Origin of the sequence: Micromonospora ferruginea (genome assembly GCF_013694245.2) — a bacterium.
Taxonomy (GTDB): Bacteria; Actinomycetota; Actinomycetes; order Mycobacteriales; family Micromonosporaceae; genus Micromonospora; species Micromonospora robiginosa.
Genome location: NZ_CP059322.2, coordinates 2,478,826 through 2,502,670, shown reverse-complemented (window position 1 = coordinate 2,502,670; position 23,845 = coordinate 2,478,826). Strand labels below are relative to the sequence as shown.

Annotated in this window: 1 protein-coding gene; it reads left to right on the top strand. The window is 77.2% G+C overall.

The features are described from left to right. Positions 1-8: 8 nt before the first annotated feature. The gene (locus H1D33_RS10565; RefSeq protein ID WP_349255163.1) at positions 9-23,843 is read left to right on the top strand and encodes a type I polyketide synthase; all 23,835 of its coding nucleotides are present in this window, start codon (positions 9-11) and stop codon (positions 23,841-23,843) included. Positions 23,844-23,845 lie beyond the last annotated feature (2 nt).

Genomic DNA, 23,845 nt, shown 5'->3' with positions numbered 1-23,845 from the left:
TCAGGTGGGTGACCACCGAGCTCCGTCAGGCGCACCGGCGCCTGCGCGAGCTGGAGGAGCCCGAACCGATCGCCGTGGTGGCCATGGCCGGCCGGTTCCCCGGCGGCGTGACCACCCCGGAACAGCTCTGGGACCTGGTCGCCGCCGGCACCGACGCCACCGGACCGTTCCCCACCGACCGCGGCTGGGACCTGGCCGACCTCTACGACCCGGATCCGGACCACCAGGGCACCTCGTACAGCGACCGGGGCGGCTTCCTCACCGACGCCGGCCACTTCGACCCCACCCCGTTCGGCATCAGCCCACGCGAGGCACTCGCCATGGACCCGCAGCAGCGGCTGCTGCTGGAGACCACCTGGGAGGTGTTCGAACGGGCCGGCATCGACGCCGGCACGCTGCGCGGCAGCCGCACCGGCGTGTTCGTGGGCACCGCCGGACAGGACTACGCGTCGGTGCTGCGCCGGCTGCCCGCCGGCGTCGAGGGGTACGTGCTGACCGGCACCGCCGCCAGCGTCATCTCCGGCCGCCTCGCCTACACGTTCGGCCTGGAAGGGCCGGCCGTCACCATCGACACCGCCTGCTCGTCGTCGCTCGTCGCGCTGCACCTGGCCGCGCAGGCGCTGCGCGACGGCGAATGCACGCTGGCCGTCGCCGGCGGGGCCAGCGTGATGGCCACCCCGGGCGGCTTCGTCGAGTTCTCCCGCCAGCGCGGCCTCGCCGCCGACGGGCGGTGCAAGGCGTTCTCCGCCGCCGCCGACGGCACCGGCTGGGCCGAGGGCGCCGGCCTGGTGCTGGTGGAACGGCTCAGCGACGCCCGCCGCAACGGCCACCCGGTGCTGGCCGTGATCCGGGGCAGCGCGGTCAACTCCGACGGGGCCAGCAGCGGGCTCACCGCCCCGAACGGCCCCGCCCAGCAGCGCGTCATCCGGGAGGCCCTGGCCAACGCCGGCCTCACCCCGGCCGACGTCGACGCGGTCGAGGCGCACGGCACCGGCACCACGCTCGGCGACCCGATCGAGGCGCAGGCGCTGCTCGCCACGTACGGCCGGGACCGGGACGCCGACCGGCCGCTGCGGCTCGGCTCGCTCAAGTCGAACCTCGGCCACACCCAGGCCGCCGCCGGCGTCGCCGGCGTGATGAAGATGGTGCTGGCGCTGCGCCACGGCCTGCTCCCCGCCACGCTGCACGCCGACGAGCCCACCCCGCACGTGGACTGGTCGGCCGGCGCGGTGGCGCTGCTCACCGAGCCCCGGCCGTGGCCGGCCGACCCGGACCGGGTCCGCCGGGCCGCCGTCTCCTCGTTCGGCATGAGCGGCACCAACGCCCACCTGGTCATCGAGGAGGCCCCGGCGCCCGAGCCGGCGCCCGAGCCGACCGCCACCGTCAACCGGCCGGTGGTGCCGGTGCTGCTCTCCGCCGCCGACCCGGCCGCGCTCGCCGCCCAGGCCGGCCGCTGGGCGTCCTGGCTGGACGCCGACCCCGCACCCCGGGTGCGGGACGTGGCGTACGCGTCGGTCACCACCCGGACCGCGCTGGACCGGCGGGCCGTGCTCACCGCCGGCGACCCGGACGGCCTGCGGGCCGCGCTGCGCGCGCTGGCCGCCGGCGAACCGTCCGGCACGCTGGTCACCGGCGAGGCGACCGACCGCGGCCCCACCGCGATGCTGTTCTCCGGGCAGGGCGCGCAACGCGCCGGCATGGGCCGGGAGCTGTACGCGCAGTTCCCGGTGTTCGCCGCCGCGCTGGACGAGGTGTGCGCGCACCTGGACCGGGCGCTGCCCCGGCCGCTGAAGGAGGTGCTGTTCGACGACGGTGACCTGCTGGACCAGACCGCCTTCACCCAGGCTGGCCTGTTCGCCGTCGAGGTGGCGCTGTTCCGCCTGGTCGAGTCGTTCGGCGTCACCCCGGACCTGCTGGCCGGTCACTCCATCGGCGAGGTCACCGCCGCGCACCTGGCCGGCGTGCTGTCGCTGGAGCACGCCTGCCTGCTGGTGGCCGCCCGGGGTGCGCTGATGCAGGCGCTGCCCGCCGGTGGCGGCATGCTCGCCGTCGCCGCCGGCGAGGAGCGGGTCCGCGCCGACCTGGACGGCTACGCCGACCGGGTCGGGATCGCCGCGGTCAACGGCCCGTCGTCGGTGGTCGTCTCCGGGGCGGCCGACGCGCTGGACGAGCTGGCCGCACGCTGGACCGGGCAGGACGTGCGGGTGCGGCGGCTCGCCGTGTCGCACGCGTTCCACAGCCCGCTGATGGAGCCGATGCTGGACCGCTTCCGCGCGGTGCTGGCCCGGCTGAGCTTCGCCGCGCCGACCCGGCCGGTGGTGTCCAACCTGACCGGCGCGCTCGCCGAGGGCGACGACCTGCGCACCCCCGACTACTGGGTGCGGCACGTCCGCGAGGCGGTCCGCTACGCCGACGGCGTGACCGCGCTGCGCGACGCCGGCGCGGACACGTTCCTGGAGATCGGCCCGCGCAGCGTGCTCACCGCGCTCACCGCCGAGGCGCTGCCCGACACCGACGGGGTGCTCACCGTCGCCACCCAGCGGCGCGACCGCACCGAGACCGAGGCGCTGCTCGCGGCGCTGGCCGAGCTGCACACGCACGGCGTACCCGTCGACTGGACGCCCTGGTTCGCCGACATCGGCGCCCGACCGGTCGACCTGCCCACGTACGCGTTCCAGCGGGCACGGTTCTGGCCGGACGCGCCGGCCTGGCAGGTCGGGGACGTGTCCGGGGCCGGACTCGGCGTGGCCGGGCATCCGCTGCTCGGCGCCGCCGTCCGGCTCGCCGGGGACGACGAGGTGGTGCTCACCGGGAGGCTGTCCCGATCCACCCACTCGTGGCTGGCCGACCACGTGGTCGCCGGCGCGGTGGTGGTGCCCGGCACCGCGCTGCTGGAGCTGGTGGTGCGCGCCGGCGACGAGGTCGACGCCGGCCGGATCCGCGAGCTGACCGTGGCCGCCCCGCTCACCCTGCCGGCCGCCGGCGCGGTCCGGGTGCAGGTGCGGGTCGGCGCCGCCGACGACGCCGGCGCCCGGCCGGTGACCGTGCACGCCCAGCCCGACGACGACCCGGACGCCGAGTGGGTGCGGCACGCCGAGGGCCTGCTGGAGCCGGCCGCCGCCGAGGAGCCCTCGATCGGCGCGTGGCCGCCCGCCGGGGCGTCCGAGGTGGACGTCGCCGGCTGGTACGACGCGTTCGCCGCGCACGGCCTGACGTACGGGCCGGTGTTCCGGGGCGTGCGCCGGGTCCTCTCCGGCCCCGACGAGGCGTACGCCGAGGTGACGCTCCCCGACGGGGCCGACCCGACCGGCTTCGGCGTGCACCCGGCGCTGCTCGACGCGGCCCTGCACCCGATCGGCCTGCTCGACGCCGGCACCGGCGACGGCCCCCGGGTCCCGTTCGCGTTCGAGGGCGTGCAGATGCACGCCGCCGGCGCCCGGGTGCTGCGGGTGCGGCTGACCCGCGCCGGCGCGTCGGTGCGGCTGGTCGCGGTGGACGCCGCCGGCGCGCCGGTGGTCTCGGTGGACGCGGTGACGCTGCGGGAGTTCTCCGGCGCCGCGCCGGTGACCGCCGCCGACCGGTCGCTGTACGCGCTGACCTGGCCGGTCGAGGAGGTCCCCGCGCCGGCCACCGCGCCGGTGTGGGCGGCGCTGCGGACGACCGACGAGGACCCGGCCGACCTCGCCGGGTCCGGCGCGTCGGCGTCCGGCAGCGGTGACGTAGCGGAGTATCCGGACGTGGCGGCGCTCGTCGCCGCCGTGGCGGCCGGCGCCCCGGACCCGGGGGCCGTGCTGCTGCGGGTGCCCACCGACCCGGCCGACGAGCGTTCCACCCACGACCGTCCTCCCACCGGCGACGGGCCCGCCGACGCCCGTCCCACCGGCGACGCGGGCGCGACGGCAGCCGTGACCGGTGACGGTGCCGGCCTGCCGGACCGGGTCCGCGCGGTGACCACCGCCGTGCTGGGGACCCTCCAGGACTGGTTGGCCGCGGACGCGCTCGCCGACTCGCGCCTGGTGGTGCTCACCCGGGGCGCGGTCGCCGCCATCGACGACGACCGGGTCACCGACCTGACCGGCGCGGCGGTGTGGGGGCTGCTGCGCTCGGCGCAGTCCGAGCACCCGGGCCGGATCGTGCTGGCCGACCTGGACCGCGAGCCGGACGCCGAGGCGCTGTCGGCGCTGGCCGGGGTGGTCGCCGACCCGGCGTCGACCGGCGGTCAGGTGGCGTTGCGTGGTGACGCGGTGCGCGTACCCCGGTTGGCGCGCCCGGCCGACGACGAGCTGAGCCCGCCGGACGGGCCGTGGCATCTCGCGGCGGTCGCGCCCGGCACGCTCGACGGCGTCGCACCGGTGCGGGCGTCGGTCGCCGAGCCCGGCCCCGGCCAGGTCCGCATCGCGGTGCGGGCCACCGGCGTGAACTTCCGCGACGTGCTGATCGCGCTCGGCATGTATCCCGACCCGGCCGCCCGGATGGGCAGCGAGGGCGCCGGCGTGGTCCTGGCGGTCGGCCCGGACGTCACCGACCTGGCCCCCGGCGACCGGGTCCTGGGCATGTTCGAGCCGGGCTTCGGCCCGGAGGTGCTCGCCGCCCGCGAGCGGGTGGCCCGCGTCCCGGCCGGCTGGTCGTTCACCGAGGCGGCGTCCGTGCCGCTGGTGTTCCTGACCGCCTGGTACGCGTTGCGGGACCTGGCTGACCTGCGTGCCGGTGAGTCGGTGCTGATCCACTCCGGTGCGGGTGGGGTGGGGATGGCGGCGATCCAGATCGCGCACCATCTGGGCGCGACGGTCTACGCCACGGCCAGCCCGGCCAAGTGGGACACGGTGCGGGGTCTGGGCGTCGCCCCGGAGCGGATCGCGTCGTCGCGGACCACGGAGTTCGAGGGCGTTTTCGCCGCCGCCAGCGATGGTGCCGGGGTGGACGTGGTGTTGGACGCCCTGGCCGGTGAGTTCGTGGACGCGTCGCTGCGGTTGCTGCCGCGCGGCGGACGCTTCATCGAGATGGGTAAGACGGACCTGCGCGACCCGGAGGTGGTGGCGCGGGAACATCCGGGCGTGGCGTACCGGTCGTTCGACCTGAACGACGCCGGCGGGGCGCGCATCGGGGCGATGCTCGGCGAGCTGCTGGCGCTGTTCGAACGCGGTGCGTTGTCGCCGCTGCCGGTGCGGGCGTGGGACGTGCGGCAGGCGCGGACCGCGTTGCGGCACCTGAGCCAGGCCCGGCACGTCGGCAAGGTGGTGCTCACCGTGCCGGCGCCGGTCGATTCGGAGCGGGTCACGCTGGTGACCGGCGCGTCCGGCGCGCTCGCGGGCATCGTCGCCCGGCACCTGGTCGCTTCCGGACAGTCGCGCAACCTGTTGCTGGCCGCCCGCCGGTCCCCGGCCGACGACCCGGCCTACGCGGCGCTCGTCGACGAGTTGACCGAGGCCGGCGCGACCGTCCGGGCCGTTGCCGTCGATCTCGGTGACGCGGACCGGGTGGTCGAGGTGGTGGCCGGGCTCGACCTCACCGCCGTCTACCACTGTGCGGGTGTAGTCGCCGACGCGACGATCGCGTCGCTGGACGCCGACGCCGTCGACCGAGTGCTGCGGCCCAAGGTGGACGCCGCGTGGGCGCTGCACCGGGCCACCGCCGGCCATGACCTGTCCGCGTTCGTGCTGTTCTCCTCGTTCGCGGCGACGCTCGGCTCACCGGGGCAGGGCAACTACGCCGCCGCGAACGCGTACCTCGACGCGCTGGCCGCCCACCGCCACGCCAACGGGCTGCCCGCCACCAGCATCGGCTGGGGCATGTGGGCCACCGACAGCGCGATGACCGCCCACCTCGACCGGGACGACGCGCGCCGGCTGCGCCGCCTCGGCATGACCCCGCTCACCGCCACCGAGGGCGCCGCCCTGCTCGACGCCGCCACCCGCCGCGCCCGGCCCGCCGTCGCCGCGGCCACGCTGCGGCTCGCCGGCGACGCCGACCGCTACCCGGCGATCCTGCGCGGCCTGGCCCGCACCGGTGCCCGCCGCGCCGCGCGGTCCACCGGCGGCGACAGCGGCTGGGCCGAACGGCTCGCCGGCCTGGCCCCCGACGAGGCCACCGCGCTGCTGGTCGACCTGGTCCGGGCCCAGGCCGCGGCCGTGCTCGGACACGCGTCCGCGCAGGCGGTGCCCGGCACGCGGGCGTTCAAGGACCTCGGATTCGACTCGCTGACCTCGGTCGAACTGCGCAACCGGCTCGCCTCGACCACCGGGCTGCGGCTGCCCGCCACGCTGGTCTTCGACCACCCCACCCCGGAACGCGTCGCCGGCCTGCTGCACGGGCAACTCGCCGCCGCCGGTCCCGCCGCGCCGGCCACCCGCACCACCGGGCCGGCCCGCGCCGACGAACCGCTCGCCGTCATCGGCATGGCCTGCCGCTATCCCGGCGGCATCGCCACCCCCGAGCAGTTGTGGGACCTGGTCGCCGCCGGCGGCGACGCGATCGGCGGGTTCCCTGCCGACCGGGGCTGGGACCTCGACGCGCTCTACGACCCGGACACCGACCGGGCCGGCACGTCCACCACCCGCCACGGCGGCTTCCTCGCCGACGCCGGCCACTTCGACCCGGCGTTCTTCGGCATCAGCCCCCGCGAGGCGCTGGCCATGGACCCGCAGCAGCGGCTGCTGCTGGAGACCGCGTGGGAGGCCTTCGAGTCCGCCGGCATCGACCCGGCCACCCGCGCCGGCAGCGCCACCGGCGTCTTCGTCGGCGCCGCCTCCTCCGGTTACGCCGCCGACGGCGCCGAAGGGCTCGAAGGGCACCTGCTCACCGGCACCGCCGGCAGCGTCGCCTCCGGCCGGCTCGCCTACACGTTCGGCCTGGAAGGCCCGGCCGTCACCGTCGACACCGCCTGCTCGTCGTCGCTGGTCGCGCTGCACCTGGCCGCGCAGGCGCTGCGCTCCGGCGAGTGCGACCTGGCGCTCGCCGGTGGTGTGGCGCTGATGGCCACGCCCGGCATGTTCTCCGAGTTCTCCCGCCAGGGCGGCCTGGCCCCGGACGGCCGGTGCAAGGCGTTCGCCGCCGGCGCGGACGGCACCGGCTGGGGCGAGGGCGCCGGCATCCTACTGGTGCAGCGCCTCGCCGACGCGCACCGCGACGGGCACCGCGTCCTCGCCGTGGTCCGCGGCACCGCGATCAACTCCGACGGCGCGTCCAACGGCCTCACCGCGCCGAACGGCCCCTCGCAGCAGCGGGTCATCCGGGCCGCGCTGGCCAACGCGCGGCTGTCCCCGGCCGACGTGGACGTGGTCGAGGCGCACGGCACCGGCACCACGCTCGGCGACCCGATCGAGGCGCAGGCGCTGCTCGCCACGTACGGGCAGGACCGGCCCGCCGACCGGCCGCTGCTGCTCGGTTCGATCAAGTCGAACATCGGCCACACCCAGGCCGCCGCCGGCGTCGCCGGGATCATCAAGATGGTCCTCGCCATGCGGCACGGCGTGGTGCCGCCGACGCTGCACGTGGACGCGCCCTCGTCGCACATCGACTGGACCGCCGGCGCGGTCACCCTCGTCACGGACACCGCGCCCTGGCCGGTCGTCGACCGGCCCCGCCGCGCCGCCGTCTCCTCGTTCGGCATCTCCGGCACCAACGCGCACGCCGTCATCGAGGCCGCACCCGCCGCGCCGCCGGCCGGCCCCGCGCCCGCCGCCGGCCCCGGCCTGGTCTCCGCCGACGCCGTGCCGCTGCTGCTCTCCGCCCGTGGCGCCCGCGCGCTGCCCGCCCAAGCCGCCCGGCTGCGTGAGCACCTCGACGCCCACCCCGACCTGGACCTGGTCGACGTCGGCCGGTCCCTCGCCACCGACCGGGCCCAGCACCCGTACCGGCAGGTCACCGTCGCCGCCGGCCGCACCGACGCGCTCGCCGCGCTCGCCGACGCCGCGCCGCCGGCCACCCCCGCCGACGGTACGCCGAAGGTCGTCTTCGTCTTCCCCGGCCAGGGCTCCCAGTGGCCCGGCATGGCGCTCGACCTGCTGGACAGCTCGCCGGTGTTCCGGGACCGGATGCGCGAGTGCGCGGCCGAGCTGGCCGGGCTGGTCGACTGGACGCCCGAGGACGTGCTGCGCGGCGCGCCCGACGCCCCACCGCTGGACCGGGTCGACGTGGTGCAGCCGCTGCTGTTCGCCGTGATGGTGTCCCTCGCGGAGGTGTGGCGCTCCTGCGGCGTACGCCCGGACGCGGTGATCGGCCACTCGCAGGGCGAGATCGCCGCCGCGTGCGTGGCCGGCGCGCTCACCCTGCCCGACGCGATGCGACTCGTGGTGGCCCGCAGCCGGGCGCTGCTCGCCCTCTCCGGCCGGGGCGGCATGGTCTCCGTGCCGCTCTCCGCCGCCGACACCGCCGACCTCGTCGCGCCCTGGGGCGACCGGCTCGGCGTCGCCGCCCTCAACGGCGCCACCGTCACCGTCGTCTCCGGCGACGCGGACGCCGTCGACGAGCTGCTCGCCGTCGCCGCCGACCGCGACCTGCGGGCCCGGCGGATCGCCGTCGACTACGCCTCGCACTGCGCGCACGTCGACGCGGTCCGCGACGAGCTGGCCGACGCGCTCGGCACGCTCGAACCGCGCCCGAGCCGGGTGGTGTTCCACTCCACCGTCACCGGCGAGCCGATCGACACCACCGAGCTGGACGCCGGCTACTGGTTCCGCAACCTGCGCGAACCGGTCCGCCTCGCGCCGGTCGTGGACGCGCTCATCGACACCGGTCACCGGGCGTTCGTCGAGATCAGCCCGCACCCGGTGCTCAAGGTCGTGGTGCAGGACGCGCTCGACCGGACGACCGCCGGGACGACCGGCGTGGTCGTCGGCTCGCTGCGCCGCGACGAACACGGCCCCCGCCAGCTCCTCACCGCGCTCGGCGGCCTGCACACCGCGGGCGTACCGGTCGACTGGGCGGCCGTCTTCGCCGGCTCCGGGAGCGGTCGGGTGGACCTGCCCCCGTACGCGTTCCAGCGGGAACGGTTCTGGCCCGAACCGGGCACGACGCACGGCGGCGACGTCACCGGCGCCGGCCTCGGCGCCGCCGGGCACCCGCTGCTCGGCGCCGCGGTCCGGCTGGCCGACGCCGACGAGGTGGTGCTGACCGGCCGGCTCTCGCTGGCGGCGCAGCCGTGGCTGACCGACCACGCGGTCGCCGGCACCGTGCTGCTGCCCGGCACCGCGCTGGTCGAGCTGGCGGTCCGGGCCGGCGACGAGGTCGGCGCCGCCCGGGTACGCGAGCTGACGCTCGTCGCCCCGCTGGCCCTGCCGGACACCGGCGCGGTCCGGGTGCAGGTGCGCGTCGGCGCGCCCGACGACGCGGGCGCCCGCCCGGTGACCGTGCACGCGCAACCCGACGGGGTCGCCGACGACGGGTGGACCCGGCACGCCGAGGGCGTGCTGGAACCGGCCACCGCCGAGGAGTCCACGCTCGACACCTGGCCCCCGGCGGGCGCGTCCGAGGTGGACCTCACCGGCTGGTACGACACGCTCGCCGGGCACGGCCTGGCGTACGGGCCGGCGTTCCGGGGCCTGCGCCGGGCCTGGACCGTCGACGGCGCCGTCTGCGCCGAGGTCGCCCTGCCGGACGGGCCGGCCGACCGCGCCGGCCGGTTCGAGGTGCACCCGGCGCTGCTCGACGCCGCGCTGCACGCGATCGGCCTGCTGTCGGGCGGGGACGCGACGCCCGGACCTCGGGTGCCGTTCACGTTCGGCGGCGTGCAGGTGCACGCGGCCGGCGCGGCGGCGCTGCGGGTCCGGCTGTCCCGCGCCGGCGACACGGTGCGCCTGGTCGCCGCCGACGAGACCGGCGCGCCCGTGGTGTCGGTGGACGAGCTGGTGCTCAAGGAGTTGGGCGCGTCCGCCGTGCCGGCCGCCGCCGACCGGTCCGTCCTGGAGGTGGCCTGGTCGACGCGGGACGTCACGCCGGCGGACGGGCCGACGGCCTGGGCGGTGCTGGCCGGGATCACCGGCCCGGACGCGGCGCACCGCGACGACGACACGACCGGCGACCCGGACGCCCCGGTCGGCACGACCCATTCCGACGTGGCCGCGCTGGTGGCCGCCGTCGAGGCCGGCGCGCCGGCCCCCGACGCGGTGCTGCTACCGATCCTGCCCCCGCCGACCGGCCGGGGCGGCGCGACCACCGACGGGGAGACCGCGGCCGGTGGGGACCTGCCGGACCGGGTACGGTCGGTGACGCTCGCGGTGCTGGCGGCGGTGCGGACCTGGCTGGCCGCCGACGCGCTGGCCGACTCCCGGCTGGTGGTGACCACCCGGGGCGCCACGGCGGCCCGCGACGGTGACCGGATCGCCGACCTGGCCGGCGCCGCCGCGTGGGGGCTGCTGCGGTCCGCGCAGTCGGAGCACCCGGGCCGGATCGTGCTGGCCGACCTCGACCGCGCACCCGACGCCGACGCGCTGGCGCTGCTGGCCGCCGCGCCGGCCGGCGGGCAGGTCGCGCTGCGCGACGGCGACGTGCTCGTCCCGCGCGTGGTCCGCCCGGCCGGCGACCGGCTCGTCCCGTCCACCGAACGCTGGCACGTGGCGGCCGTCGCGCCCGGCACCATCGACGGCGTCGCCCTCCGACCGACCGACACGCTGCCGCTCGCCGCAGGTGAGGTGCGGGTGGCGGTGCGGGCGGCCGGGGTGAACTTCCGCGACGTGTTGATCGCCTTGGGGATGTATCCGGACGTGTCGGCGGTGCTGGGCAGTGAGGGTGCCGGGGTGGTGCGGGAGGTCGGTCCGGGGGTGTCCGGGCTGGCGGTGGGTGACCGGGTGTTCGGGTTGTTCGAGCCGGGTTTCGGTCCGGAGGTGGTGGCGCGGCGGGATCGGATCGCGCGGGTGCCGGGCGGGTGGTCGTTCGTCGAGGCGGCGTCGGTGCCGGTGGTGTTCCTGACCGCGTGGTACGCGTTGCGGGACCTGGCTGACCTGCGTGCCGGTGAGTCGGTGCTGATCCACTCGGGGACCGGTGGGGTCGGGATGGCCGCGATCCAGATCGCCCGGCACCTCGGTGCGACGGTCTACGCCACGGCCAGCCCCGCGAAGTGGGACACGTTGCGGAGCCTGGGCGTGGCGGACGAGCGGATCGCGTCGTCGCGGACGACGGAGTTCGCGCGGTCGTTCGCCGCCGCGAGTGGCGGCGCCGGGGTGGATGTGGTGTTGGACGCCCTGGCGGGGGAGTTCGTGGACGCGTCGTTGCGGTTGCTGCCGCGCGGCGGCCGGTTCGTGGAGATGGGCAAGACCGACGTCCGCGACCCGGACGCGGTCGCCGCCCAGCACCCCGGCGTCACCTACCGGGCGTTCGAACTCAACGGGGCCGGTGGCGAACGCCTCGGCGGGATGCTCACCGAACTGCTCGACCTGTTCGAAACTGGCGCCCTGACGCCGCTGCCCACCCGCACCTGGGACGTGCGGCAGGCGCGGACCGCGCTGCGGCACCTGAGCCAGGCCCGGCACGTCGGCAAGGTCGTGCTCACCGTGCCCGTGCCCGCCGACCCGGACCGGGTCACGCTGGTCACCGGCGCGTCCGGCACCCTCGCCGGCATCGTCGCCCGGCACCTCGTCGCCACCGGCCGGACCCGCAACCTGCTGCTCGCCGCCCGCCGGTCCCCGGCCGACGACCCGGCGTACGCGGCGCTGGTCGCCGCGCTGACCGACGCCGGGGCCACGGTCCACGCCGTCCCGGTCGACCTGACCGAACCCGGCCGGGCCGCCGAGCTGGTGGCAGGCGTCGACCTGACCGCCGTGTACCACTGCGCCGGCACGATCGCCGACGCCACCGTCACCTCGCTGGACGCCGGCGCCGTCGAACGGGTGCTGCGGCCCAAGGTGGACGCCGCGTGGGCGCTGCACCAGGCCACCGCCGGGCACGACCTGGCGGAGTTCGTGCTGTTCTCCTCCGTCGCGGCCACGCTCGGCTCACCCGGGCAGGGCAACTACGCCGCCGCGAACGCGTTCCTCGACGCGCTCGCCGCCCACCGCCGGGCGACCGGGCTGCCGGCGGCCAGCCTCGCCTGGGGACTCTGGGCCACCACCAGCACCATGACCGCCCACCTCGACGACGGCGAGCACCGGCGCGCCATCCGCGCCGGCAGCGCCCCGCTCACCGACGCCGAAGGGCTCGCGCTGCTCGACGCCGCCCGGCGGCACGGCGGCGCGCACGCCGTGCTCATGAACGTGCCGGCCGGCGCCGACCCGAGCCGCGTACCGGAGCTGCTGCGCGACCTGATCCGCCCGGCCCGGCGGCGGGCCGCCGCGCGTACCGGAGGGGACCTGTCGCTGGCCGACCGGCTCGCGACGCTCAGCCCCGCCGCCCGGCACAACCAGCTCCTCGACCTGGTCGCCGGCAGCGTCGCCGCGGTGCTCGGCCACCGGTCCGCCGACGGCGTCGACCCGCACCGCCCGTTCAAGGAACTCGGCTTCGACTCGCTGACCTCGGTGGAGCTGCGCAACCGGCTCGCCGCCGCCACCGGGCTGCGACTGCCCGCCACCGTGGCGTTCGACCACCCCACCCCGGTCGTGCTCGCCGAGCACCTCGACCGGGAGATCGGCGGCCGGACCGCACCCGCCGCCACGCCGGCCGTCACCGCGACCACCGCCGTCGACGAGCCGATCGCCGTGGTCGGCATGGCCTGCCGCTTCCCCGGCGACGTCCGCAGCCCCGAGGACCTGTGGGACCTGGTCACCGGCGGCGCGGACGCGATCGCGCCGTTCCCCACCGACCGGGGCTGGGACCTCGCCGGCCTGGGCGACGGCGACGACCGCCCCGCGCCCCGGCACGGCGGCTTCCTCTACGACGCCGCCGACTTCGACGCCGCGTTCTTCGGCATCAACCCGCGCGAGGCGCTCGCCATGGACCCGCAGCAGCGGCTGCTGCTGGAGACCTCGTGGGAGGCGCTGGAACGGGCCGGCGTCGACCCGGCCGGCATCCGGGGCAGCAGCACCGGCGTCTACGTCGGCCTGATCTACCACGACTACGCCGGCACCGCCGTCGGCGCCGACGACGACCTCGACGGGTACGTGGGCAACGGCAGCGCCGGCAGCGTCGCCTCCGGCCGAATCTCCTACCTGCTCGGACTGGAAGGCCCGGCGGTCACCGTCGACACCGCCTGCTCCTCGTCGCTGGTCGCGCTGCACCTGGCCGCCCAGGCGCTGCGCCAGCAGGAGTGCGGGCTGGCGCTGGCCGGCGGCGTGACGGTCATGTCCACCCCCGGCATGCTCGCCGAGTTCTCCCGGCAACGCGGCCTGTCCCCGGACGGGCGGTGCAAGGCGTTCGGCGCCGACGCCGACGGCACCGGCTTCGCCGAGGGCGTCGGGATGCTGCTGCTGCAACGCCTCTCCGACGCCCGCCGCGACGGCCGCCGGATCCTCGCCGTGCTGCGCGGCAGCGCGGTCAACCAGGACGGCGCCAGCAGCGGGCTCACCGCCCCCAACGGCCCGTCCCAGCAGCGCGTCATCCGGGCCGCGCTGGCCAACGCGCGGCTGTCCCCGGCCGACGTGGACGTGGTGGAGGCGCACGGCACCGGCACCGCCCTCGGCGACCCGATCGAGGCGCAGGCGCTGCTCGCCACCTACGGGCAGGACCGGGACACGCCGCTGCTGCTCGGCTCGGTCAAGTCGAACATCGGGCACACCCAGGCCGCCGCCGGGGTCGCCGGGATCATCAAGATGGTCCTCGCCATGCGCCACGGCATTGTCCCGCCGACCCTGCACGCCGACGAGCCGTCCCCGCACGTCGACTGGACCGCCGGCGCGATCACCCTGGCCACCGCGACGACGCCCTGGCCGGCGGTCGACCGGCCCCGCCGCGCCGCCGTCTCCTCGTTCGGCATCTCCGGCACCAACGTGCACGCCATCCTGGAACAGGCCCCCGAACCGGCCCCGGCGCCCACCACGCCGCCCGCCGTCACCGGCGACCTCGGCATCCCGTGCGTGCTCTCCGCCCGCACCCCGGAAGCGCTGCGCGCCCAGGCCGACCGGCTGGCCGCCTGGATCGAGGCGAACCCGGCGGTGTCGCCGGCCGACCTCGGCCACGCGCTCGCCACCGCACGGTCCGCGTTCGAGCACCGGGCCGTGCTGCTGCCCCGCGACCGGTCCGGCCTGCTCGCCGGCCTGGCCGCCGTCACCGCCGACGAGCCGTCGTCCACCGTGGTACGCGGCACCGCCCGCACCGGCCGGCTCGCCGTCCTCTTCTCCGGGCAGGGCGCCCAGCGCCCCGGCATGGGCCGCGAGGCGTACCGGGCGTTCCCGGTCTTCGCCGCCGCGCTGGACGAGGTCTGCCGGCACCTCGACCCGCTGCTGCCCCGACCGCTGCGCCCGGTGCTCTTCGCGCCCGAAGGGGCCCCGGAGGCGGCGCTGCTGGACCGCACCGAGTTCACCCAGCCGGCGCTCTTCGCCGTCGAGGTGGCGCTGTTCCGCCTGGTCGAGTCGTTCGGCATCACCCCCGACCTGGTCGGCGGGCACTCCGTCGGCGAGATCACCGCCGCGTACGTGGCCGGGGTGCTGTCCCTGCCCGACGCCGCCGCGCTGGTCACCGCGCGCGGCCGGCTCATGCAGGCGCTGCCCGACGGCGGCGGCATGCTCGCGGTCGCCGCGCCCGAGGACGAGGTGACCGCCGCGCTCGCCGGGTACGCCGACCGGGTCGGGGTCGCCGCCGTCAACGGCCCGTCCTCGGTGGTCGTCTCCGGCGCGTCGGACGCGCTGGACGAACTGGCGCACCAGTGGCGGGAGCGGGGCGTGCGGACCCGCCGGCTGCGGGTCAGTCACGCGTTCCACAGCCCGCTGATGGCGCCGATGCTGGCCGACTTCCGGGCCGTCGTCGACGGGCTCACCCTCGACCCGCCGCGCCTGCCGGTGCTGTCGAACCTGACCGGCCGCGTCGCCGAACCGGACGCGCTGCGCGACCCCGACTACTGGGTGCGGCACGTCCGCGACGCGGTCCGCTTCGCCGACGGCATCGCCGACCTGCGGCGGCGCCACGTCGGCACGTACCTGGAGGTCGGGCCGGACGGGGTGCTCGCCGGCATGATCCGCGACTGCCTCGGCGACGACGCGGCCCCGGTGGTCGTGCCGACACTGCGCGCCGGCCGCACCGAGGGACCGGCGCTGCTCACCGCGCTCGCCGAGGCGTACGCCGGTGGCGTGCCGGTGGACTGGACGCCGCTGACCGGCGCCGGGGCACCGCTGGACCTGCCCACGTACCCGTTCCAGCGGCGACGCTTCTGGCCCGACGCCACCGGCTGGCGGGCCGGTGACCTGACCGGCGCCGGGCTGGCCGCGCCCGGCCACCCGCTGCTCGGCGCCGCGGTGCGGCTGGCCGGCGCGGACGAGACGGTGCTGACCGGCCGGCTCGCGGTGTCCGCGCAACCCTGGCTGGCCGAGCACGTCGTGGCCGGCGCGGTGCTGCTGCCCGGCACCGCGCTGGTCGAGCTGGTGGTGCGCGCCGGCGACGAGGTCGGCGCCCCCCGGGTACGCGACCTCACCGTGACCGCCCCGCTGGTGCTGCCCGCCACCGGCGGTGTCCGGGTGCAGGTGCGGGTCGGCGCCGCCGACGACACCGGCGGCCGGGACGCCGCCGTGTACGCCCAGCCGGACGACGACCCGGACGCGGAGTGGACCCGGCACGCCGAGGCGGTGCTGGAGCCGGCCGCCGCCGACGAGCCTGGCCTCGCCGCCTGGCCGCCGGCCGGCGTCACCGAGACGGACCTGACCGGCTGGTACGAGACGCTCGTCGGCCACGGCCTCACCTACGGGCCGACGTTCCAGGGCCTGCGCCGGGCGTGGACCGGCCGCGACGAGGTGTACGCCGAGGTGGCGCTCCCCGACAGCCCGGTCGCCGGGTTCGCGGTGCACCCGGCGCTGCTGGACGCCGCCCTGCACCCGATCGGCCTGCTGCCGGGCGGCGACGCGACGACCGGACCGCGCGTGCCGTTCGCGTTCGAGGGCGTGCAGGTGCACGCCACCGGCGCCCGGCTGCTGCGGGTGCGGCTGTCCCGCGCCGGCGCCGGCGTCCGGCTGGTGGCGGTCGACGAGACCGGCGCGCCGGTGGTGTCGGTGGACACGCTGGTACTGCGCGAACTGGCCGGCGCCCCCGCCCCGGCTGCCGGCCCCCGCTCGCTGTACGCGGTGACCTGGCCGGTCGAGGAGATCCCGCCGGCCGACGCGGACCTGACCTGGGCGGCGCTCGCCCCGGCACGGCCGGCCGGCGCCGACGCGGACCGGCCGGTCCGGAGCCGGAAGGCGACCGGGCGAGGCGCGGCCCGGCTGAACACCGGATCCCCGCACGCCGGCTGGCTCGAACCGGCCGGGGCGGTGCCGGCGTTCCCGGACGTCGCGGCGCTGGTGGCAGCCGTCGAGGCCGGCACACCCACCCCCGACGCGATCCTGCTGCCGATCGGCCTCGCGGCAGACGCCGCAGCCGGTGCGTCTGCCGGTGCGTCGGCGGGTGGCGCTGCCGGTGCGTCGGCCGGTGTGGTGTCCGGGGGCGCGGTGAACCGGGCGGCCCAGGGGGCAGGCGTCGACGGTGACCTGCCGGGCCGGGTGCGGTCGTTGACGGCGACGGTGCTGGCGAGCGTGCAGGCGTGGCTGTCCGCCGACGCGCTCGCGGACTCCCGGCTGGTGGTGCTGACCCGGGGCGCGGTGAGCACCGGCGACGACGACGACCGGACGGTCGACCCGGCCGCCGCGGCGGTGTGGGGGCTGCTGCGGTCGGCGCAGTCCGAACACCCCGACCGGATCGTGCTGGTGGACGCCGACGCCGCCCTCGACCGGCGCGCGCTCGGCGTGCTGGCCGCCGTGGTGGCCGACCCCACCACCGTGGGCGGGCAGCTCGCGCTGCGCGGTGACCGGGTGTGCGTACCCCGGCTGGTGCGCCCGGCCGACGCGGAGCTGACGCCGCCGTCGGCGGGCGGCTGGCACGTCGCCGCCGCGCGACCCGGCACGCTCGACGGCGTCGAGATCGTGTCGGCCGGGCCGGCGCCGCTCGCGGCCGGTGAGGTGCGGGTGGCGGTGCGGGCGGCCGGGGTGAACTTCCGGGACGTGTTGATCGCGCTCGGCATGTATCCGGATGCGTCGGCGGTGATGGGCAGCGAGGGCGCCGGCGTGGTCCTGGAGGTCGGTCCGGGGGTGTCCGGGTTGGCCGTGGGTGATCGGGTGTTCGGGTTGTTCGAGCCCGGGTTCGGTCCGGAGGTGGTGGCGCGGCGGGACCGGATCGCGCGGGTGCCGGACGGGTGGTCGTTCGTCGAGGCGGCGTCGGTGCCGGTGGTGTTCCTGACCGCGTGGTACGCGTTGCGGGACCTGGCGGATCTGCGGGCCGGTGAGTCGGTGCTGATCCACTCCGGCGCGGGTGGGGTCGGCATGGCGGCGATCCAGATCGCGCACCATCTGGGCGCGACGGTCTATGCCACGGCGAGCCCCGGCAAGTGGGGCGCGGTGCGGGGCCTGGGGGTGGCCCCGGAGCGGATCGCGTCGTCGCGGACCACGGACTTCGAGAGCGCCTTCGCCGCCGCCAGCGGTGGTGCCGGCGTCGACGTGGTGTTGGACGCCCTGGCGGGGGAGTTCGTGGACGCGTCGTTGCGGCTGCTGCCGCGCGGCGGACGCTTCGTCGAGATGGGCAAGACAGACCTGCGCGACCCGGAGGTGGTGGCGCGGGAACATCCGGGCGTCGCCTACCGGTCGTTCGACCTGAACGACGCCGGCGGCGAGCGGATCGGGGCGATGCTTGGCGAACTGCTCGCGCTGTTCACCAGCGGCGCGTTGCGGCCCCTGCCGGTGCGGGCGTGGGACGTGCGGCAGGCGCGGACCGCGTTGCGGCACCTGAGCCAGGCCCGGCACGTCGGCAAGGTCGTGCTCACCGTGCCGGCGCCCGCCGACCCGGACCGGGTCACGCTGGTCACCGGCGCGTCCGGCGCCCTCGCGGCGATCGTCGCCCGGCACCTCGTCGCCACCGGCCACGCTCGTAACCTGCTGCTGGCGGCCCGCCGTGCGCCGGCCGACGACCCGGCCTACGCGGCGCTCGTCGAGGAGCTGACCAAGGGTGGGGCCGCTGTCCGCGCCGTAGCGGTGGATCTCGGCGATGCGAAGCGGGCGGCCGAGTTGGTGGCCGGGTTGGACCTGACCGCGGTGTACCACTGCGCCGGCGTGGTCGCCGACGCCACCATCGCGTCGCTGGACGCCGACGCCGTCGACCGGGTGATGCGGCCCAAGGTGGACGCGGCGTGGGCGCTGCACCGGGCCACCGCCGGTCACGACCTGTCCGCGTTCGTGCTGTTCTCGTCGATCGCGGCGACGCTCGGCTCGCCCGGGCAGGGCAACTACGCCGCGGCGAACGCGTTCCTCGACGCGCTCGCCACCCACCGCCACGCCACCGGACTGCCGGCCACCAGCATCGGCTGGGGCGCATGGGCCACCGGCGGCATGGCCGGGCGGCTCGACGCCGGCGACCGGCACCGACTCGGCCGGATCGGCATGACCGGCCTCGGCGCCGCCGAGGGCAGCGCGCTGCTCGACGTCGCCACCACGCAACCGCTGCCCGCCGTCGTCGCCGCCCGGCTGCGGGTCACCGGCGACCGGAAGCCACTCCCGCCGCTGCTGCGCCTGCTCACCCCCACCGGCGGACGCCGGCAGGCCCGCACCACGGACGCCACCACCACCGGCCTGACCGAACGGCTCGCCGGCCTGGCCCCGGACGAGGCGACCGCGCTGCTGGTGGAACTGGTCCGGGCACAGGCCGCGGCCGTGCTCGGGCACGCCTCGGCGCAGGCGGTGCCCGGCGCGCGGGCGTTCAAGGACCTCGGGTTCGACTCGCTGACCTCGGTCGAGCTGCGCAACCGGCTCGCCTCGGCCACCGGGCTGCGGCTGCCCGCCACGCTGGTCTTCGACCACCCCACCCCGGAACGCCTCGCCGAGCACCTGCACGAACGACTCGGCCACCGGCCGGCCGGCGTCACCACCGCCACCCGGGCCACCGCCACCGACGGCGACGATCCGATCGCCATCATCGGCATGGCCTGCCGGCTCCCCGGCGGCGTCACCAGCCCGGACCAGCTCTGGGACCTGATCGCCGCCGGCGGCGACGGGATCGCCGAGTTCCCCACCGACCGGGGCTGGGACGTCGACGCGCTCTACGACCCGGACGCCGACCGCGCCGGCACGTCCACCACCCGGTACGGCGGTTTCCTGCCCGGCGCCGCCGACTTCGACCCGGCGTTCTTCGGCATCAGCCCGCGCGAGGCCCTGGCCATGGACCCCCAGCAGCGGCTGCTGCTGGAGACCTCGTGGGAGGCGTTCGAGTCCGCCGGCCTCGACCCGCACGACCGCACCACGACCACGGGAGTCTTCGCCGGCCTCATCCATCACGACTACGCCGGCCGGCTCGACGCCTCCGAGGAGCTGGAGGGCTACCTGGTCAACGGCACCGCCGGCAGCGTCGCCTCCGGCCGCGTCGCGTACGTCTTCGGGCTGGAAGGGCCGGCCGTCACCGTCGACACCGCCTGCTCGTCGTCGCTCGTCGCGCTGCACCTCGCCGGGCAGGCGCTGCGGGCCGGGGAATGCGACCTGGCCCTCGCGGGCGGCGTGACGGTGATGGCCACGCCCAGCGCGTTCGTCGGCTTCTCCCGCCAGCGCGGCCTCGCCCCCGACGGGCGGTGCAAGTCGTTCGCCGCCGGTGCCGACGGCACGAGTTGGGGCGAGGGCGTCGGCATGCTGCTCGTCGAACGGCTCTCCGACGCCCGACGTCGCGGCCACCGGGTCCTCGCGGTGGTGCGAGGGACTGCGGTCAACCAGGACGGCGCGTCGAACGGGTTGACCGCGCCGAACGGTCCGTCGCAGCAGCGGGTGATCCGGCAGGCGCTGGCGAACGCGGGGTTGTCCACGTCGGATGTGGACGCGGTGGAGGCGCACGGCACCGGCACCACGCTCGGGGATCCGATCGAGGCGCAGGCGCTGCTGGCGACGTACGGGCAGGAGCGGTCGACGCCGCTGTTGCTCGGGTCGGTGAAGTCGAACATCGGGCACACCCAGGCGGCGGCCGGCGTGGCGGGGATCATCAAGATGGTCCTGGCCATGCGGCACGGGATTGTGCCGCCGACGTTGCACGTGGACGAGCCGTCGCCGCACATCGACTGGTCGGCCGGGGCGGTCAGTTTGGCGACCGAGGCGACGCCGTGGCCTGCGGTGGGTCGGCCGCGTCGGGCGGCGGTGTCGTCGTTCGGGATCTCCGGCACCAACGCCCACGTCATCCTCGAACATCCGGCGCCCGCGCCGGAGCCGTCGACCGTGACCTCGGACGACACGCACCTGGGGCACGGCGCCCGCACGCCGGACCGCGCCGACGCCCACCCGGCCGCCGGCGTCGACCCGGCTCCGGCACGCGTCGAAGACCTGCCGGTGCCGGTGCTGCTGTCCGCGCGCACCGACGCCGCGCTCGCCGCCCAGGCCGACCGGTGGGCACGCTGGATCGCCGCCGACGAGACGCTGCGCCCGGCCGACGTCGGATGGTCCGCGTTCACCACCCGGCCGGCCCTGGAGCAGCGGGCCGTGCTCGGCGTCGCCGACCGGGACGGACTGCTCGCCGCGCTGCGCGCGCTGGCCGGCGGCGCGTCCTCCGGCGCGGTGACCACCGGCCCGTCCAGCCCGCGCGGGCGGCTGGCGGTGCTGTTCTCCGGACAGGGTGCGCAGCGCGCCGGCATGGGCCGGGAGCTGTCCGAGGCGTTCCCGGCGTTCGCCGCCGCGGTGGACGAGGTGTGCGCGCAGCTTGATCCGCTGCTGTCGCGGCCGTTGAAGCCGGTGCTGTTCGGCGACGGTGACCTGCTGAATCAGACCGAGTTCACGCAGGCGGGGTTGTTCGCGGTCGAGGTGGCGTTGTTCCGCCTGGTGGAGTCGTTCGGGGTGACCCCGGACCTCGTGGGTGGGCACTCGATCGGTGAGGTGACCGCCGCTCACGTGGCGGGTGTGTTGTCGCTGGCCGACGCCTGCGCGCTTGTCGCGGCGCGGGGCCGGTTGATGCAGGCGCTTCCTGCCGGCGGGGGGATGCTGGCGGTCGCGGCCCCGGAGGCCGAGGTGGCCGCGTCGATCGCGGACCACGCGAGCCGTACAGACGCCGCTGACATGGCGGACCTCGGGATCGCGGCGGTCAACGGGCCGTCGTCGGTGGTGGTGTCCGGGCCGGTGGACGCGCTGGACGAGGTCGAGCGGACTTGGCGGGAGCGCGGCGTGCGGACCCGCCGGTTGACGGTGTCGCACGCGTTCCACAGTCCGTTGATGGAGCCGATGCTCGCCGAGTTCCGTACCGTCCTCGACGGGTTGAGCTTCGCCGCGCCGCTGTTGCCGGTGGTGTCGAACGTGACCGGCGCGCCGGCCGAGCCTGACGAGATCGTCACCGCCGACTACTGGGTGCGGCACGTGCGGGAGGCGGTGCGGTTCGCCGACGGGGTGGCCGCACTGCACGCTGCTGGGGCGGACACGTTCCTGGAGATCGGCCCGCAGAGCGTGCTCACCGCTTTGGCGGCGGAGATCCTGGCCGACGACGAGACGGTGGTGGCGGTCGCCGCGCAGCGCCGGGACCGGGACGAGACCGAGGCGCTGCTGGCCGGGCTGGCCGAGCTGCACGTGCACGGCGTCCGCGTCGACTGGACGCCCTGGTTCGCCGGCACCGGCGCCACCCGCGTCGACCTGCCCACGTACGCGTTCCAGCACGAGCGGTTCTGGCCTGACACGCCCACCCGCGCCGACGCCTCCGACGCCGAGTTCTGGGCCGCCGTGGAGAGCGGCGACCTCACCGCGCTCGCCGGTCACCTCGCCGACGACGCCCTCGACACGCTCACCCCGGCGCTGCCCGCGCTCACCACCTGGCGGCGGGCCCGCACCCGGCGCGCCCCGGCCGACCGGTGGGCGTACCAGGTCACCTGGAAACGGCTCGACCTCGACGGGCCGCCCGCCACCGGCGGGGCCTGGCTGGTCGTCGGCCCGGCCGGCGAACCCGCCACCGCCGACGTCGCCGCCGCGCTGGCCGGCGCGGAGCTGCGCCCGGTCACCGTGGACCCGGCCACCGCCACCCGAACCGACCTCGCCGCCGCGCTCGGCAAGGCGCTCGCCGACGGGCCGGTCGACGGCGTGGTCTCGCTGCTCGGCCTGACCGACGCGCCGCACCCGGAGCACCCGAGCCTGCCCGCCGGCACCGTCGCCACGCTGCTGCTGATCCAGGCGCTGCACGACACCGGTGACACGCCGCCGCTGTGGTGCCTCACCCGGGACGCGCTCGCCGTCGACGGCGACGACCCGGTGCACGGCGTCGCCCAGGGCGGCCTCTGGGGCCTGGCCCGGGTCGCCGGGCTGGAACTGCCCCGGCTGCGCGTCAACCTGCTCGACCTGCCCGCCGGCGACGGTGACACCCCCATCGAACCCGCCCGGCTCGCCGCCGCGCTCACCGCCGGCGGCGACGAGGACCAGCTCGCGCTGCGCTCCGGCGGCCTGCACGCGCGCCGGCTGGTCCGCGCCACCCCCGCCGCGCCGGCCGCCGCCGACCGGTGGCGGCCCACCGGCACGGTCCTGGTCACCGGCGGCACCGGCGCGCTCGGCGCGCACGTCGCCCGCTGGGCGGCCGGCGCCGGCGCGGACCACCTGGTGCTCACCAGCCGGCGCGGCGACGCCGCCCCCGGCGCGGCCGAGCTGCGCGACGAGCTGACCGCGCTCGGCGTACGCGTCACCGTGGCCGCCTGCGACGTCGCCGACCGGGACGCGGTCGCCGCGCTGCTCGGCCGCCTCGACGCCGACCCCGCGCCGCTGACCGCCGTGGTGCACGCCGCCGGGCTCAACGACGTGGCGCCGCTGCTCGACACCGACCCGGACCGGCTGGCCGGGGTGTCCACCGGCAAGACCGCCGGCGCGGTGCACCTCGACGAACTGCTCGGCGACCGGCCGCTCGACGCGTTCGTGCTGTTCGCCTCCATCGCCGGGGTGTGGGGCAGCGGCGGGCAGGCCGGCTACGCGGCCGGCAACGCCCACCTCGACGCGCTGGCCGCGCGGCGGCACGCCCGCGGCCTCGCCGCCACCTCGGTCGCCTGGGGGCCGTGGGCCGACGGCGGCATGGCCACCGACGACGCGCAGCGGGAACTGGCCCGACGCGGCCTGCGGGCGATGGCCCCGGCCGACGCGGTGCACGCCATGCGCGTCGCGGTCGGACGCGGCGACGCCACCCTCACCGTGGTCGACGTGGACTGGGCGACGTTCGCCCCCGCGTACGCGTCGAGCCGTCCCCGGCCGTTCCTGGCCGACCTGCCCGAGGCCCGGCAGGCGATCCGCGCCGCCGCGGAGGTCCCCGCCGACGGCGGCGCCGCGCTGCGCGACCAGATCCGCGAGCTGTCCACCGAGGACCGGGACCGCAGGCTCGTCGAGCTGGTCCGCGCCGAGGCGGCGGCGGTGCTCGGCCACGGCGGCCCGGACCGGGTCAAGCCCCGCCGGGCGTTCAAGGACCTCGGCTTCGACTCGCTCACCGCGGTCGAGCTGCGCAACCGGCTCAACCGGGCCACCGGCCTGGCGCTGCCCACCACGCTGGTCTTCGACCACCCCGACCCCACGGCGCTGGCCGACCACCTGCGCGCCACGCTGCTGCCCGACGCGTCGGGCACGTCGGCGGCCGACCCGGCCGAGACCGCGGTACGCCAGGCGCTGGCCACCGTCCCGCTCGCCCGCATCCGCGAGGCCGGGCTGCTGGAGCTGCTGCTCGGCCTCGCCGACGCCGACGGTCCCGCGCCCGAGCCGGACGGCGCGGAGGTCGACCTCGACGACCTCGACACCGACACCCTGATCCGGCTGGCCCTCGACGGCTCCGAGTCCTGACG